Source organism: Melioribacter sp. Ez-97, from assembly GCF_051488665.1.
GTDB lineage: Bacteria > Bacteroidota > Ignavibacteria > Ignavibacteriales > Melioribacteraceae > Melioribacter.
Window position 1 is genome coordinate 75219 of the sequence record NZ_JBPSEG010000005.1, and the last position, 15905, is coordinate 91123.

Sequence of the window (15905 nt, forward strand, 5' to 3'; positions counted from 1 at the left end):
ACCGATATTAATTTTTTCTTGATTATTCGTCCGATTTATCTTCCGGTTTTTTAAAAAGATTATCCAGATTTACTTTTTCTCTGTTAACGTGATATTTTATGTAAAGATTTTCGAGCCGCTCAAATGAAAGTTTGTCGAGGTCCTCGTCGTCTTTATGCCTTTTTAACAGCATTTTGTAGTCTTCTCTTTCCTTGGGATCGAATTTGCGCTCGTACCTTTTTAATATTTCGAAATATTTTTTTTGTTCCCTATAGCTCATCTTAATAATGTGATAATCTGAAAATAATATGCCAAATTAATTAAAAATTCATATAATAAAAAACTATATTTGGACAAAAAGCGCAGGTTCTTATGCAAGTTTACAAGAACTACACGCCCGAAGTTTCAATAATTCTGCCTACATACAACAGAAAAAATCTGTTGACGAGAGCAATAAACTCCGTAATAAATCAGACATACGATAAATGGGAATTAATCGTAGTGGACGACGGCAGTACGGACAATTCATTCGAGATAATCGATTCGTATTTAAATCGATATGAGAAAATCCGTTATATGAGACACTCAAACAGGAAGCCTCCGCTTTCTTTGAACGCCGGAATTTTAGCCGCTGCGGGAAAATATATAACTTTTATCGGAAGCGACGACGAATACAAACCGGATCATCTTGAATTGCGGATGAAATTACTTTCGGGAAATCCCGGCATCGATTTAATCCATGGCGGAATCGAGATAGTCGGCTCTCCTTTTGTAAAAGATAAAAACGACCTGAGCAGACTTATCCCAATATCGGAATGCATAGTAGGCTGTACATTCATTGGTAAAAAGGAAGTCTTTAACGAATTAGAAGGTTTCAGAAATCTGAAATACAGCGACGATTCCGACTTCTATGAAAGAGCCTCGGGAAAATACAAAATTATGAAAGTCGATTATCCGACGTATATCTATTACAGAGACACGCCCGACAGCATCTGTTCTACGTTCGAATAAAGTTCCGACCGGGTTTTAATATATTAACATCTTTTTATATATTTATCTTCAAACGAAATGAGGCGCTTATGAAAAGACGGGATTTTATTATAAAAAGTTTACAGGGCGGAATTTTACTTGCAACAAGCGCGTCGATACCGGGCTTGGGGAAAAATATATTTGCGGCAGGAAGCGGCAATTACGACCTTGTAGCCGTCAAAGGCGGCGCTCCCGGCGATATGTTCGACAAAGGAATCGCCTCGATGGGCGGATTAAAGAAATTCGTAAAACCGAATTCGAAAGTAGTTATTAAGCCGAATATCGGCTGGGATACAACTCCGGAAAGAGCGGCGAATACTAATCCGGAACTAGTCTACCGCGTTGTCAAACGCTGCTTGGAAGCCGGCGCCAAAGAAGTTTATGTTTTCGACCATACATGCGACGACTGGCGCAGGGCTTATTCAAACAGCGGAATTGAAAAAGCAGTCAAAGACGCCGGCGGCACAATTGTTCCGGGCAACAGCGAAAGGTACTATCATGATGCGGAGGTTAAAAAAGGCAAATTGCTTAAACAAGCCAAAGTTCATGAGTTGATACTTGAATCCGATGTATTAATCAATATGCCGATCTTAAAACATCACGGCTCGGCTCGAATTACGGTTAGCCTCAAAAATTTAATGGGCGTTGTATGGGACAGAGGATACTGGCATCGAACGGGTTTGCATCAATGCATAGCCGATTTCGGAACATTCCGCAAACCGGATTTAAATATAGTCGACGCTTATTACGTAATGAAGAAGAACGGTCCGCGCGGCGTGTCTAAGTCGGATGTCGTAGTAATGAAGTCCCAAATTATATCTACCGATCCGGTGGCTGCAGATTCCGCTTCGGCTCTGCTTTTCGGCATCAAACCCGACGACGTACCTTATATAACTATTGCGGATTCGATGGGATTGGGAGTTAAAGATCTTAAATCTCTCAATATTGATAGAATCGTAATGTAATATGGGAGCGGGATTGTTGAAGAAAATTCGCGTGGTTCTGGCAATCATATTTTTTATTCCTGTTACATATATATTAGTCGATTTCACCAACAGCGTTTCTGCCGGTTTAATCAATACGGTTCTGTTTTTTCAGTTTGTTCCATCTTTACTAAAAAGCATTCTCTTGTTTACTTTCACGTCGGCGGGCTTTATTTTAATTTTTATACTAACCGTCCTGTTCGGAAGAATATACTGCTCGACTATTTGTCCGCTCGGAATTCTTCAGGATGTAATTAATTACATCGCAAAAAAAATAAAAAAACGCAAAAGAAGACTAAGTTTTATAAAGCCTAACATAAACGTTAAGATAACGCTAATGGCAATTCCTTTCCTGCTTTTGATTATCGGTTTTGCCACGGGTTTTCTCTTATTGGATCCGTACAGCATTTACGGAAGGCTTGCAGGAAATTTTCTGCGACCGGCTATAATTTTTATTAACAATCTTGTCTCTTCTGTTTTAACTTACTTCGACATCTATTCTGTATATCCGGCGGAAATAAAAGCGTTTAATGTCGTCCCTTTTTTGGCGGCTTTCTTTTATTTGGTGTTAATTGTTTATTTAGCTTATACCAGAGGAAGACATTATTGTAACTTAATTTGCCCGGTAGGAACTCTGCTGGGGTTGCTTTCGCGTTATTCGTTATTTAAGATAAGAATTAAAAACGAAGAGTGTCTCAGTTGCGGTTTGTGCGAAAGGGATTGCAAAGGGAACTGTATCGACAGCGATAACAAAAAGGTTGATCATGAAAACTGTGTGATGTGTTTCAACTGCATTTCGGCGTGTCCCACAAAAGGCATAGTTTATTCGAGCGGTAAGAATAAAAAAAGATATGAGAAAGGAACGGATGAAGGCAAGCGGAATTTTGTAATAAAAAGCGCGGTTTATTTGTCGTCGCTTACATTTCTCGGACAAAAGCTACAAAAGAAAATCGTCGTTACCAAACCGAGCGCGGTTCCGATTTTCAGGAAATTCGCCGTATCGCCTCCCGGTTCAATAAGTTTGGAGCGTTTCAATAATTCATGCACGGCTTGCCATCTCTGTATAAGCGCGTGTCCGACTCAGGTATTGCAGCCATCGTTTTTGGAATACGGATTAAATGGCATGCTGCAGCCGCATCTGAATAACAATGCAGGATTTTGTAATTTCGACTGCGTACTCTGCTCCGAAGTATGTCCGACGGGGGCTATAATGCCGTTAACCGTCGAAGACAAAAAGCTCACTCAATTGGGCGTTGCAAAATTCGTCGAAGATAATTGCGTTGTCAAAACGCAAAATACAGATTGCGGAGCATGCGCGGAACATTGTCCCACAAAAGCGGTTCACATGATTCCATACAAAAACAATTTGTTTATACCGGAAGTTAGAGAAGACTATTGTATCGGATGCGGCGCATGCGAACATGCGTGCCCGGTCAAGCCGTATAAAGCAATTTACGTGGAAGGTAATCCCGAGCATAAGACAGCCAAAATCAATCCCGAATCTGAAGACAAGCATCAGGAAATTGACACTGGCGCCGATTTCCCCTTTTAAATATTTTGTTTGTCGAAGAACAGATTTATGTTGACCACTCCTTCGAGATTTTTCAGGTTCGCTACGAGTTCGCCGCTGTTCTTATTTTTATTGATCGTGATGTAGAATGTATAATCGATTGTTTTGCCGGCTTCGTTTGTTCTCATATTTATCATTTCCATACTATTGCAAAAATTGATTATGGCGGATTTTATTTTTGAATCTATCTTTTCAAAATCATCCGCAGAATAATCTTCCGTTTTAAGGGAAAACGTAAGTATGTATTGATTGCTCCTGAAATTTACGATATTGGTCTTCATGAAAAGAATTAAAATGCCCGAGATAAAAATCGTACCGATCACGGCAACTTTATGGTAACCGACGCCGGCAGCCATTCCTATGGCAAGCGCCAAAAAAATATAGACGATATCAATAGTATCTTTTATTGCAGTCCTAAACCTGATAATAGAAAGAGCGCCGACCAGTCCGAATGCTCGCGCCAGATTATTTCCGATAACCATAATAACCAGCGCCGTGATCACTGACAGAAACACGAGCGAATTGACAAAATTTTCCGAGTAACCCGGTCCCTTGTAAGTAAAACGATATACCATAGATACAATAAAACTGCATACAAGCCCCACTATCAGATTAACGCTTATTTCTCCAATACCGGGCGAAAAGAGATTGATCGATTGGAAATTTTCAATCATTATTTATCCGATTTATTTTAGGAATATTATTTTTGCATTCTTCAAGACACAAAACATATTTGGATATCGCTTCTTTTCTCAAGCCAAAACGGTTCACCAAAGACATTACCCACGAAGGCAACATACGTCCGTATTTTATTTCGAGTATAAAATATCCTTCCTTTACTTCTCTCAATGAATCTTCGTCAAAGAGATTATTTACCGAGCTTGTTTCGGCACCTCGTAAGTTCATATCGAAAGTAATTCTGAGTCCCGATCCGTATTTACACTCGAAAGCTTCCCTTTCGTAGACGACATTAACCGCGGGCTTCATATTTTTTTTCTTAACGCTGTATATAAAATTATTAGCTGCCATAAGTCGCAATTTATAATCCGCCGAATGATTTTTGATTTTTAACATATCCGGATTAACGAGAAAATCCGCAACTTCGCTGAAAGCGATCGGAAATCTTTCCTTGCTAATATATTCCTTGATCTTACTCTTAATTTCGCAATAAACGGTTTTACCGGTATTCATCTGATTATAAGCTCTTATCCTGTACTTACTCCTTTTTTCGAGACCCGCCGTTTTTTCATAATAAGCGTCGTATTGGTCGTTGTCGAGATAGACGCTTCTTACGGTATAAAATTTATTTTTCATAATTTCCGAATAATAGTCGTGGTTCATATAATTCAAAACGAACCCTCTCATTTCATCCAGATTTTCTACCGCCACCCAATATTTGTTTTCAATGCGCGACATTTATTCGAACAGCCTCCGTAAATATTCTTTCAAGTTTGTTTTTCCCAGAATCAGCTCCACGGGATAGATCGCGCCCGGACTGTATTTGTGATTCGAATTGTCGAATGAAAAAGAGCAAAAGATCACATTTTGGTTTTCTATGTATTTGATTTCGGGTTCGGCACTAAGCAATTTTCCGGAAATAACATTGCCGTCATCGAGTTTAATATTATATTTTTTTCCTGTTTGCAGATAATCTTTGTCTTTCACTTTTACGGGCGCTCGCAATATAAGAGTGTCTGCATTCAATACTGAAAAGAGTGTGTCCGAATTAAATCTGTATAGGACAATTCCGTCAAACGGAGCAATCAATTGTAGTTTGTTTTTACTTCTTATTAAATTCTCCAATTCATTCTTTAAGCCCCTTATTTTCGATTTCATGAAATCGATTAGTTCTTTTTTAGTGCCCGTCATAAGATTCCGTAGTTCATATTCATAAATAGCTTTCTGAATTTTGCTCTGTTCGAGAGAATATTTATACGATTCATATTCGTCCGATGATATTAAGTCCTTTTTATAGAGCGAATCGGCTCTGTGAAATTGGAGCAGCTGCCGTTCAATAATTTTTTCGGCGAGGCGGATTTTATTTCGCGCGGCTTCAATTACTTGAGATTTTTCTCCTGTTTTATATACTTCAAGCTCGGACACAGCGTTCGAGAGGTCGGCTTCAAGTTTTATTATCTCATGTTGAAGCCGGTCTGAACAGACAGACATCAGAGTATCTCCCGAATTGATTTTGTCCGAATAAACGGGAAGGGAAGTGATTTCGATATTGTCCCCTCGTTCAGGAACGAAAGAAAACAGTCCGGGGGTTTTTCCGAAACAATAATGTCTGGCTTCCAGTTCGCCGTTGTCGTATAATATCACATCGAGGGATTCATAAGGCGCGATTTTCGCAATCGTTTGCAACCGCAGGTCAAAAGTTACCACTAAATTAATTATCAACAATATAACCAGGGCGGTTATCAGTACAGCCGCAAGCGACGTATATTTTTTCTTTCTGTAGATCATAAATTTAACAATTTATTAACATTAGACTTTTTAGAGTTCTTTATTATTTCATTTTATTGCAAATTTCTTTGTTATTTATTGACGCCCTCGTTATTTAATCAGAGTCATCTTCCCGTTCAGGATTTTTTCTCCGGTGTGAAGGCTATAGATATAAACGCCGGATGCTAAATTTTCGCCGTTGAAACTGTACTCGTGATATCCCGCAGACAAATTTTCATTTTGTAATATCGAGGCAACTTCCCTTCCCAAAATATCGTAAACTTTTAAAGATACGGTTTCATTACGCGGCAGACTAAACGAAATATTTGTCGCCGGATTAAACGGATTCGGGAAATTCTGGTAAAGGCGATATTCATGATTTACAGGCTCCGGACCTTCGACCGATACAATATTACTTCCCGGCTCAATCAATATAAATTGTACAGAACGCGCGGGCGATTCAACTTTTATTTCATCTTCCACTTCATAAGCCAGAGCCGGTATTTCATCAAGTACGGCTAGAGGACCCTGCGCTTTGTCCGTAGGTCCGTATTCATTATTGACATAAACATATTGTGAAAAATCGCCGTTGTCCGTTCCCCCCGTCAGCGAATAGACATAATATTTATTGCCCACTCCGTACTCGGCGGGATATATCTTAACTGTTTGCGCTGCAGTCGATTTGTTTACTATAACCATTCCTACGTGTCCGGAAGCGAAAGAAGAAGAGTAAGCCAAAACCTGCGAATTACCTTTCACTTCCGTTTTAATCGAATGGTCTCCTACGAATTTTTGCAAGAAATAGATGTAATAAAAATCGGGACGCGGATTCCACGCCGGAATACTTTGATTATCGCCGCGGTAGAACATACCGTCGCTTTTCCAATTTGCAAGCAGCCATCGAGCAGACATGCCGAAATTATATTTAATCAGCTCATTAAAAAGTATTACCGATTGCATACCGTTAATGATTGATGTTTTCGGCAAATCCGGCTCGCCTCCCGTGCTGTTCATATTATATTCCGTTAAAGCGACCGGTTTCAAAGGCGCATTTTTTGCCGATATATCTTTCAATATAAATTCGATATTTTTCTTTACCTCGCTGGAAGCGACGTCGAGCAAAGATAAAGATTTTGCATTTTTCGTCTGTCCGAAATAATTATGAATAACATAAAAATCCGCGGCGTCGGCGCCTTCTTTGAAAAATCCCGCGTTCCAGGCTCTGTCGACCGGATTCCAACTGTTTGTGCCGTCGAAATGAAGTATCTGTCCTCCGATATAAATTTCGGCACCGATTTCTGCGGCAGCGGCTTTCATCGAATCGACAAATATCTTAAAATGTTTTCCGTATAACTCGCCCGAAATGATTTCCGGCTGACCGTCTTTATTTAGGGCGGTGTCGATTTTCCACCCGGCTTCCCAGGGACCGCCGTTTTCGTTTCCGATTTCCCAAAATTTTGTGCGTCCTGCATCATAGCGCACCCAATCGGCTGCAAGATGAGCCGCTTCGGCTACCGGGTCGTCTCCCGTTCCGTAACGCGCATAGCCGTAGTTTATTGTAATCAAACCTTGAGCGGAAACTTCTTCTCTTAATCGATAATAATTATCGACTGTGGTAGGCCAATTACTTTTTTCTGGTTGCGGTCTAAACTCCACCCATTTATTTTGTGTTCCGTCCCATACGGTCGGAGGAACATCCTTGGGAATGCCATTCCAGAAAAAGATATCTGACCAGCTTCCGCCGGGATAACGAATTAACGTCGGAGCCAGTTTTTTTACATGATTAACAAAAACCGGGTCGTAAATCGGATCGTTGCCTATCCAGACCGCCAATGCATTTCCGAAGATATATCCGGATATTTTACCGATTGTGTCCGCCATTGCAATTGTAACAGCCACATCAGCCGGTTTATCCGGTTTAACCGCATCGATATATTCGGGGACGACTGCTTCTTTAGGTTCGAAATCGATCAGGAAACAATTAGTATCCGATTGCGCAATTACAGGCATAACAGCCGCCGTTAACAATATGGCAATTATTAAGAATTTCTTCATACCCTCGCCCCTTATTTCGTATAAATAATAATTTCGGACGGAATTAGATTTTCAGCGACAGCTTTCAATTTTATCTCCCCGTAATTTTTATCCGATTGAATAATTACCAGACACATGCCGTTGAATGTCCTTCTGTAATTTGCCTTAAACGGTTCATGACTTGTTTGCAGACCGTTATCCACGCCCACAATTTTTCCGGGACCATCAATTTCAAATTCGACATAGTAATCCGCATCCGGAATCAAATTTCCCTTTTCATCCAGTACTTTCACGGTTACAAAAGAGAGGTCTTTGCCGTCCGCCCTTATTACATTCCGGTCGGCTTCCAATCTCAGTTTATAAGGTTCGCCTGCTGTGTAATTTTTTTTCACAAGCGCAACGCCCGGCGACGCGCCTACAGCTTTCAACGTTCCTTTTTCAAATTTCAAAGGCCAGATTAATCTCATATTTTCGTCGGATTTGATTTTTTTCCCAATCGGTTTGCCGTTCAAAAAGAGTTCCGCTTCCGATAAATTTGTATAAGTCCATACATCAACCGGATCGCCGTTATTCCAATTCCAATGCGGAAAAAGATGCAGCATTTTATTATCCGTCCATTCGCTCTGGTAAAAGTAGTAAGAATCTTTAGGGAAACCTGCTAAATCGACAACTCCGAAATAAGAACTCCTCGAAGGCCAGCCGTAGGGCGTGGGTTCTCCCAGATAATCTAAGCCCGTCCAGATAAACATACCGGATACAAAATCAAACTTCTTAACAATTTTCCACGTGTCGATATGCGTCGAGCCCCAGGGCGCTCTGCAATTGTCGTATGCCGAGCAGGTATTGTCCGGATTGCCGTCGTGGAAAGGTTTATCCCATCTTTCCGGCCAGATTCTTATACTGTCCGATGGCATATCGTAATGCCCGCGCGTAGCCAAAGCTGAATTAGTTTCGGTGGCAATGAATTTTTGACCGGGAAATTTAGCCGGGAAATCCGGATATTCTTCGTGGTGATAATTAAAACCGATAATATCAAGGGCTCCGCTTAGGAATAACGGATTGTCGGGAGACGTGCCGTTGCACGCCGCGGTTACGGGGCGCGTGGTATCCAGATTTTTTACAATCGAAACAAGCTCTCGCGTAATTTTGATGCCCAGCGAATCTTCCTTGTCCCATTGTTCGAGAACTTCGTTTCCTATACTCCATAATATGATACTCGGATGATTCCTGTCTCTCAAGATCATATCCTCAAGGTCTTTCTTGTGCCATTCGTCCCAGTAGAGAGCATAATCAAATTCGCTTTTTTTCTTTTTCCACATATCGAAGGCTTCGTCCATAACAAGAAAACCCATACTGTCGCACAAATCGAGCAGTTCGGGTGCGGGCGGATTGTGCGACGTTCTTATTGCATTAACTCCCATTCTTTTGAGAATTTCGAGTTGTCTTTCGACAGCCCGTTTGTTCACGGCTGCGCCGAGAGCTCCCAAATCGTGATGATTGCATACGCCTTTTATTTTAATATGCTCTCCGTTGAGAAAGAATCCTCCTGCGGCGTCAAAATTAATCGTTCTTATTCCGAACGGAGTAATATAATCGTCCTGAATTTTACCGTCTTCGTATATTGCCGTATACGCTTTGTACAAATACGGATTTTCTATCGACCAGAGTTTCGGTTTTTCTACGTTGAATTTCTGTATAACTTTTTTATTTCCGCCGGCAGGAATTTCCGCCTTCGTTTCCGATGCGGCAATTTGTTTCATGCCGGCGTCATAAATTACGGTTTTTACATTTACCGAAGCATCTTTTTTATTAGCATTACGAAGAGTAATTTCAAGATTAACTTCCGAAACGGAATCGGATATAAGCGGCGTTGTTATGTATGTTCCCCATGTATCGACATAAACGGGATTCGTAACAATCAGACGCACGTTGCGATAGATGCCGGAACCGCTGTACCATCTGGAATTGGGCTGCTTCGAATTGTCGACTTTTACCGCAATAAGATTTTTATCTCCGTACTTAAGATAATCTGTTAATTCATACCTGAATGAGATATAGCCGTTCGGTCTGTTGCCCAGATAAACGCCGTTAATCCATACCCGGCTGTTCATATAAATTCCGTCGAATTCGATAAAAATGCGTTTACCCGAATAAGAAGAAGGCACGCTAAATTCTTTTCTGTACCAACCGACGCCTCCGGGCAAAGCTCCGCCTCCGACAGTGGCGGGATTATTTTCGTCGAACTTTCCTTCAATGCTCCAATCGTGAGGCAGATTTAATCTGCGCCACTGCGAATCGTTGAGAGACGGGTCGTTCCCGTTTGTTATGTCGCCTAAATGAAATTTCCAGCCTTCGCAAAAATTTTCGACTTTTCTAATTTCCAAAGACTGACCGGAAATCGCATTCGCTATAAAACTCAATACGATAAAAACTTTGACGATTCCTAATTTCATTATGATCCTCTTACAATTTTATTTTAACTTCTTTGCCGTTATAATTGACGACGCGGTCAGGCTTGATATTAAATTCAAACGGTCTCGGCGAATCGGAGTTTATAAAAACGATATTGATTATTCTTTCGGAAAGCATTCCGGGGAATTCGCCTTTTCTTTCGCCAATGACCAGTTCTTTGTCGGTTTCGTCATATTTGAATTCGATGGTCGAATAAAGTCCTTTTTCGTAATTATAATTCGTTCCTTCGTCTTCATACAAAACGAAAGAAGCATCTCCGCCGGCATAAACAAATAACGTAAGAGTGTCGGCTTGTTTTTGACCGGTATATTGAATTCCCGGGCCAATAGGAATAATGGAACCCGCTTTGACGAATAACGGAATACGTTCGTAAGGAGCGTCCGCCGCAATCGATTTGCCTCCGGTATATTTTTTACCGGTATAGAAATCGTACCAGTCGGCTCCCGCCGGTAAATAAACTTTTCTGGAGCGAGCTTTGAAATCGGTAACGGGATTAACCAAAAATGCGGGACCAAACATATACTGATCGGAAATATTAAATACGTTTTTATCGTCAGGGAAGTCGAGAATCAAAGCGCGCATTATAGTGTAATCTTCAAATGTTACCATGCCTGCAAGAGAATAGATATAAGGCATTAATCTGTAACGCAATTTATCGTAATAAACCATCGATTCGTATGCGGGATGACCTTCCGGAGAAATATTAAAAATTTCTCTGTACGGGAATTGCCCGTGAGAACGAAAGAGCGGACAGAAAGCGCCGAACTGGAACCAGCGCGTATTTAGTTCACGCCATTCTTCCAAATCTTTTCCGGAAGGATTTTCGTATCTCGGTTCGACGGCAAAACCTCCTATATCAGTAGTCCAATAAGGAATGCCCGATAAACTGAAATTGAGACCGGCGGGAATTTGAACCTTAAAGTCATACCATCTGGCTGCAACGTCTCCGCTCCACGTAGCCGCGCTGTATTTCTGTTGACCTGCAAATGCTGACCTTGTGAGTATAAACACTCTTTTATCGGGATTCGATAATCTCTGTCCTTCGTAAACCGCTTTCGAATTCAGTAGGGAGTAAGTATTCCTGTAACGAGCCGGAGTTCCGAGCGCGGTCGGCCCCATTCTTCTGAGCGTTTCTTCGGGCGAAAGGTTAGAATGGATGTCCGGTTCGGTTGCGTCGAGCCACCAGGCATCAATTCCTTTTGAGAACAATTTATTTTCAATTTGCTTCCAATACAATTTTCGGGCGCCTTCGCTGTACGGATCGTAAAAAGTAGAAACGTATCCCGGTCCGACCCAATCCTTTTCGCCTACATCAACGTTTCTCATATAAAGCCATCCGTTCTTTTTGAATTCTTCAAAATGAGCTGTGCCCACGTAAAATTTAGGCCACACCGAAATCATTATATGAGCGTTGAGGCTGTCGTGTAATTCTTTTATCATTCCTTCAGGGTCGGGAAAGCGCGACGGGTCAAAATCGTGATTTCCCCAGTCGTCTTCTTTCCAATAGAACCAATCCTGAACTATATTATCAATCGGAATTTTTCTTTTACGATATTCTCTTACAACCTCGAGGAGTTCGTCTTGCGTTTTGTACCTTTCCCTGCACTGCCAGAAACCCATCGCCCATTTGGGCATCACGGGAGCTTTTCCGGTTAAATACCGGTAGCCTTTAATAACTTCGTCGAGGTTATTGCCGTAAACAAAGTAATAATCGATTTGGTCTGCGACCTCCGAATGGAGAGAAATAATACCGTCATAATTTTCGCCGGATGGGGGCAAGGCTTTCAGTCCGATATATCCGCCCGAATGAATCCACTCGATTTTAATTTTTTTTCTTTCGCCTTTCTTCAGATCCAATTTTATAATGTGAGTCCACGGAAGCCAGTTTTGCCTCCAGGAATCGACAACAAGCGAGTCGCCGACCCACATTTTAGTATATCCCGAGCAATAGAGCCGCAGTTTATGAAGACCCTCTTTATTGCTTTTTAGAAAACCTTCCCATCTTACGGATTTAACCTTTTCGAAACCGTCCGGGAAGGGATCGTTTTTGTCGATATATTCGTGTTCAATTCTTTCTTCCGGTCTTTTGATCAGAAGTTTTTGGAAATTTTCATCTTCAAAATATTCCGCCGTCAAGCCTCCGGAATTACCTTCTTTAGTAAACAATTCAAAAGTTTTATTAAGCGAGATATAATCCCTGTAATCACCGAATTTCGTACGGGAATAGTTATCCCACAAAATGCCGTAGTTTTTGGAAGAAACCATAAAAGGTATAATATCGACAATATTATACTGCCATAAATCGACGTCTTCGCCTCTATAGTTCATAATTCCGTTTTGGTGAGCTCCGAAGCCATAGAAAGCCTCGCCGGGCGAAGCCAGGAAAGTCTGGAGGATTCGGTAGGCGTTTTCGCCCATAATATTTGTGTCCGCGAAAGTCCTGCAAACGTTTTCAGGCTCCTGCAAAATAATATGACCATCCCTGTCATAAAAAGAAATCCTCTCGGTCGATTTATCGATTCTGACTTTTAGCGCAGACGACGTCATCAAAATATAATCGCCTTTGTCCTCGGTTTTGAAATTGCCGGAAGGTTTCACGCTTTCGTCGATAATCAAACTTTTCCTGAACGAAAACTGATCTCCTGGCGAAGCCGAAACGTGTACAATATAATCATTGATGAATTCGACTTTTAAAAGTTTTGTATCGGAACCGCTGCCGGTCTTCAATTGAAACGAATTATTATTTCCGGTTTGAGCCGAAGCAGCGGCGGCTAATAATAAAACAAACGCCGCAAAAGCGGATATGGCAAGTCTCATTTTACCCCTCTTTATTATCCTTTATTTAATTCGCTAACGAAACAGAAACAATCAACAGTTCGGTTAAACATGTTACAAAGGTAACACATTAAGAGAAAATAATCGACATTTCACTGAGCGCTTTGACACTTTCCGGTAAGCCGTTAAAACAGAGCATAAATAAAAGGCGCGAGAGCCGAACCTTGAGTTACAATAAGAAGAGCTCCCAGCAAAACCAGAAAAACTACTATCGGCATCAGCCACCATTTTTTGCGTTCTTTCATGAATTGCCATAATTCTTTCATTACGGAAACTTTACTCATTATAAATACTCCTAATATTGTTTTTCGGGATCGCTTTCATATCCTTCTTCTCTTTTATTCCAATATGATTTTTTTGCCTTATCGATTTTTAAATCAAGAAAATCTTTTCCGAACAATCTCAATAATAATCCAATCGGAGTAACAATAAAATAGAATAAAACAACAAGAATAAATCTCGACATGAAGTAGCTCAGGAAGACTGCAATAGTCATCCACATTTTATAAAAGGGAGCTATAACCCTAACAGGCAATAAAAAAGCCAAGCCGGAAATAATCGCCGTAACCAACAATATATTGTATGAGCTGCCTTCAAAAAAAAGAAAATAAAGATAAATCAACGATAATATAATTCCGAAGATTACCGGAAATTTCTTAATAGTTTTTTTATCCGGTTTAAGGCTGTTTACTTCTTCAACGATATTTTTAATCCAGCTCAAATTCTTTCCTCCAGTCTTCTTGCTCTTTAAATTCAGGCTGCCTTTTTTTATCGAGAAGAAAATTTTCCATCGCCAGATAGTCGATATTCGTACGCATAAAGCATCTGTAAGCTTCTTCAGGAGTTCGTACGATCGGCTCTCCTCTTACGTTGAAAGAAGTGTTTACAATAACCGGGCACCCGGTCAATTCATAAAATCGGGAGATCAAACGATAATAATCAGCGTTCCGTTTTTCGTCCACTGTTTGAATGCGCGCGGAATAATCGACGTGCGTTACCGCCGGGATTTCCGAACGAACCACATTTAATTTATCGATGCCGAAGAGATTTTCATCCGCCGTGTGATTTAATCTTTTATTTTCCTTAACGTCGGCAACGAGCAACATATAAGGACTTTCACGGTCGATATTAAAATATTCTGCCGCTTTTTCTTCCAGAACGGAAGGAGCGAACGGTCTGAAGCTTTCTCTGAATTTAATTTTAAGATTCATATTTTTTTGCATCGACGGATTTCGAGCGTCTCCCAGAATCGACCTTGCGCCCAGGGCTCGGGGTCCGTATTCCATTCTCCCCCTGAACCAGCCGATTACATTTCCTTCGGCAATCAATCCGGCGGTTCTCCTAATAATTTCGTCGTCGTTTAATTTCTCGTACGGGATATTATTTTTAATTAGAAACTCTTCTATATAATCATTATCGAACCGGGGACCGAGCAGCGAGCCTTTTTGGAAATCGTCAGTATCATCGGCTGTTCTGTCATTGTTCAGATATTGATACCATCCGAACAATGCGGTGCCGAGAGCTCCTCCGGCATCGCCTGCAGCCGGCTGAATCCAGATATCTTCGAAAATATTTTCTCTCAATAATTTTCCGTTTGCCACGCAATTCAACGCCACTCCCCCTGCAAGACATAATTTTTTCATTCCGGTTTCATTTCTAATGTGCCTTGCCATTCTTAAAATTACATCTTCAACAACTGCCTGAACCGAAGCGGCGAGATCCATTTCCCTTTGAGTTAATTTTGATTCCGGCTTTCTCGGCTTACCTCCGAACAACTTATCGAATCTGGAGTTTGTCATCGTAAGACCGGTACAGTAATTAAAATATTCCATATTTAGCTTGAAGGAACCGTCGTCTTTCAAATCGATAAGGTTCTCATAAATCAGACCGGCATATTTGGGAACGCCGTAAGGAGCGAGCCCCATTACTTTATACTCGCCCGAATTTACTTTGAATCCGGTATAATAAGTAAAAGCCGAATAGAGCATTCCGATTGAATGCGGGAATTTAATGTCGGCAAGAATATTAATTTTATTTTTGTTGCCGATACCGTAGCTTGTGGTCGTCCATTCGCCGACTCCGTCGATAGTCAAAAACGCGGCTTCCGAAAACGGCGACGGGAAAAATGCCGACGCCGCGTGAGATTGATGATGCTCGGGAAAAAGAATTTTCCCGTCGTAATTAAGTTTCTCTTTTATTTGTTCTTTAATCCACAACTTCTCTTTAATCCATACCGGCATTGCTTTCAAAAAAGAAGAAATGCCTTTGGGAGCATAAGCAAGGTACGTTTCGAGCAGGCGTTCGAATTTCAAGAACGGCTTGTCGTAATAGACAACCAGGTCGACGTCGGAAATTTCTATTCCCGCGTATTCAAGACAAAAATTAACCGCATTAATCGGAAATCTGAAATCATGTTTCTTACGCGTAAATCTTTCTTCCTGAGCGGCGGCTGTAATTTCGCCGTCTTTAATTAATGCGGCTGCGCTGTCGTGATAATATGCCGATATCCCGAGTATATACATTAAAAAATTTTTTTGTGAATTTGAACTTAGGAGTTT

At 41.0% G+C, this 15905-nt stretch carries 13 protein-coding genes; 3 read left to right on the plus strand and 10 right to left on the minus strand.

The genetic code is table 11. The features are described 5' to 3' along the window. Positions 1-22: 22 nt before the first annotated feature. Positions 23-259, minus strand: coding sequence for a hypothetical protein (locus ACSSWA_RS07770; RefSeq protein ID WP_437355996.1), 237 nt, complete (start codon positions 257-259; stop codon positions 23-25). 92 nt (positions 260-351) lie between these two features. Here ACSSWA_RS07770 and ACSSWA_RS07775 point away from each other — a divergent pair, with 92 nt between their 5' ends. From ACSSWA_RS07775 to ACSSWA_RS07785, 3 genes are all read left to right on the plus strand, one after another. Continuing rightward, positions 352-990 carry a glycosyltransferase family 2 protein gene (locus tag ACSSWA_RS07775; protein WP_437355997.1) on the plus strand — a complete coding sequence of 213 codons (639 nt, stop codon included), beginning with the start codon at positions 352-354 and terminating at the stop codon, positions 988-990. 68 nt (positions 991-1058) lie between these two features. Further along, a complete protein-coding gene (locus ACSSWA_RS07780) occupies positions 1059-1973 on the plus strand; it encodes a DUF362 domain-containing protein (protein WP_437355998.1) in 915 nt (304 codons plus the stop codon). A gap of 13 nt (positions 1974-1986) precedes the next feature. Beyond that, positions 1987-3543 carry a 4Fe-4S dicluster domain-containing protein gene (locus tag ACSSWA_RS07785; protein ID WP_437355999.1) on the plus strand — a complete coding sequence of 519 codons (1557 nt, stop codon included), beginning with the start codon at positions 1987-1989 and terminating at the stop codon, positions 3541-3543. On the opposite strand, the gene ACSSWA_RS07790 is transcribed toward ACSSWA_RS07785, so the two are convergent. The 9 genes from ACSSWA_RS07790 to ACSSWA_RS07830 form a co-directional block, all read right to left on the minus strand. Continuing rightward, positions 3540-4235 carry a DUF4956 domain-containing protein gene (locus tag ACSSWA_RS07790; protein WP_437356000.1) on the minus strand — a complete coding sequence of 232 codons (696 nt, stop codon included), beginning with the start codon at positions 4233-4235 and terminating at the stop codon, positions 3540-3542. The genes ACSSWA_RS07785 and ACSSWA_RS07790 overlap by 4 nt on opposite strands. Then, positions 4228-4977, minus strand: a complete 750-nt coding sequence (locus ACSSWA_RS07795) for a polyphosphate polymerase domain-containing protein (RefSeq protein WP_437356001.1) — start codon at positions 4975-4977, stop codon at positions 4228-4230. The genes ACSSWA_RS07790 and ACSSWA_RS07795 overlap by 8 nt, the downstream gene beginning before the upstream one ends. Further along, a complete protein-coding gene (locus tag ACSSWA_RS07800; RefSeq protein ID WP_437356002.1) occupies positions 4978-6027 on the minus strand; it encodes an HlyD family secretion protein in 1050 nt (349 codons plus the stop codon). A gap of 90 nt (positions 6028-6117) precedes the next feature. Next, entirely contained in the window at positions 6118-8061 is a 1944-nt protein-coding gene (locus ACSSWA_RS07805) for a T9SS type A sorting domain-containing protein (RefSeq protein ID WP_437356003.1), read from the minus strand. Between the two features lie 11 nt (positions 8062-8072). Next, the gene (galB, locus tag ACSSWA_RS07810) at positions 8073-10493 is read right to left on the minus strand and encodes a beta-galactosidase GalB (protein WP_437356004.1); all 2421 of its coding nucleotides are present in this window, start codon (positions 10491-10493) and stop codon (positions 8073-8075) included. Positions 10494-10503: 10 nt separating this feature from the next. Then, entirely contained in the window at positions 10504-13329 is a 2826-nt protein-coding gene (locus ACSSWA_RS07815) for a TIM-barrel domain-containing protein (protein WP_437356005.1), read from the minus strand. 143 nt (positions 13330-13472) lie between these two features. Next, on the minus strand, positions 13473-13631 hold the full coding sequence (locus tag ACSSWA_RS07820) for a DUF5989 family protein (RefSeq protein WP_437356006.1): 159 nt from the start codon (positions 13629-13631) through the stop codon (positions 13473-13475). Between the two features lie 11 nt (positions 13632-13642). Then, on the minus strand, positions 13643-14068 hold the full coding sequence (locus ACSSWA_RS07825) for an SxtJ family membrane protein (RefSeq protein ID WP_437356007.1): 426 nt from the start codon (positions 14066-14068) through the stop codon (positions 13643-13645). Beyond that, the gene (locus ACSSWA_RS07830) at positions 14055-15869 is read right to left on the minus strand and encodes a carbamoyltransferase family protein (protein ID WP_437356008.1); all 1815 of its coding nucleotides are present in this window, start codon (positions 15867-15869) and stop codon (positions 14055-14057) included. Before ACSSWA_RS07830 ends, ACSSWA_RS07825 begins: the two co-directional genes overlap by 14 nt. Between the last annotated feature and the right edge of the window lie 36 nt (positions 15870-15905).

Excerpts from the sequence above, each read along its gene's own strand:
- ACSSWA_RS07770 (WP_437355996.1), bottom strand. The coding sequence starts at position 259 with ATGAGCTATAGGGAACAAAAAAAATATTTCGAAATATTAAAAAGGTAC.
- ACSSWA_RS07775 (WP_437355997.1), top strand. The coding sequence starts at position 352 with ATGCAAGTTTACAAGAACTACACGCCCGAAGTTTCAATAATTCTGCCT.
- ACSSWA_RS07780 (WP_437355998.1), top strand. The coding sequence starts at position 1,059 with ATGAAAAGACGGGATTTTATTATAAAAAGTTTACAGGGCGGAATTTTA.
- ACSSWA_RS07790 (WP_437356000.1), bottom strand. The coding sequence starts at position 4,235 with ATGATTGAAAATTTCCAATCGATCAATCTCTTTTCGCCCGGTATTGGA.
- ACSSWA_RS07795 (WP_437356001.1), bottom strand. The coding sequence starts at position 4,977 with ATGTCGCGCATTGAAAACAAATATTGGGTGGCGGTAGAAAATCTGGAT.
- ACSSWA_RS07800 (WP_437356002.1), bottom strand. The coding sequence starts at position 6,027 with ATGATCTACAGAAAGAAAAAATATACGTCGCTTGCGGCTGTACTGATA.
- ACSSWA_RS07805 (WP_437356003.1), bottom strand. The coding sequence starts at position 8,061 with ATGAAGAAATTCTTAATAATTGCCATATTGTTAACGGCGGCTGTTATG.
- galB (WP_437356004.1), bottom strand. The coding sequence starts at position 10,493 with ATGAAATTAGGAATCGTCAAAGTTTTTATCGTATTGAGTTTTATAGCG.
- ACSSWA_RS07815 (WP_437356005.1), bottom strand. The coding sequence starts at position 13,329 with ATGAGACTTGCCATATCCGCTTTTGCGGCGTTTGTTTTATTATTAGCC.
- ACSSWA_RS07820 (WP_437356006.1), bottom strand. The coding sequence starts at position 13,631 with ATGAGTAAAGTTTCCGTAATGAAAGAATTATGGCAATTCATGAAAGAA.
- ACSSWA_RS07830 (WP_437356008.1), bottom strand. The coding sequence starts at position 15,869 with ATGTATATACTCGGGATATCGGCATATTATCACGACAGCGCAGCCGCA.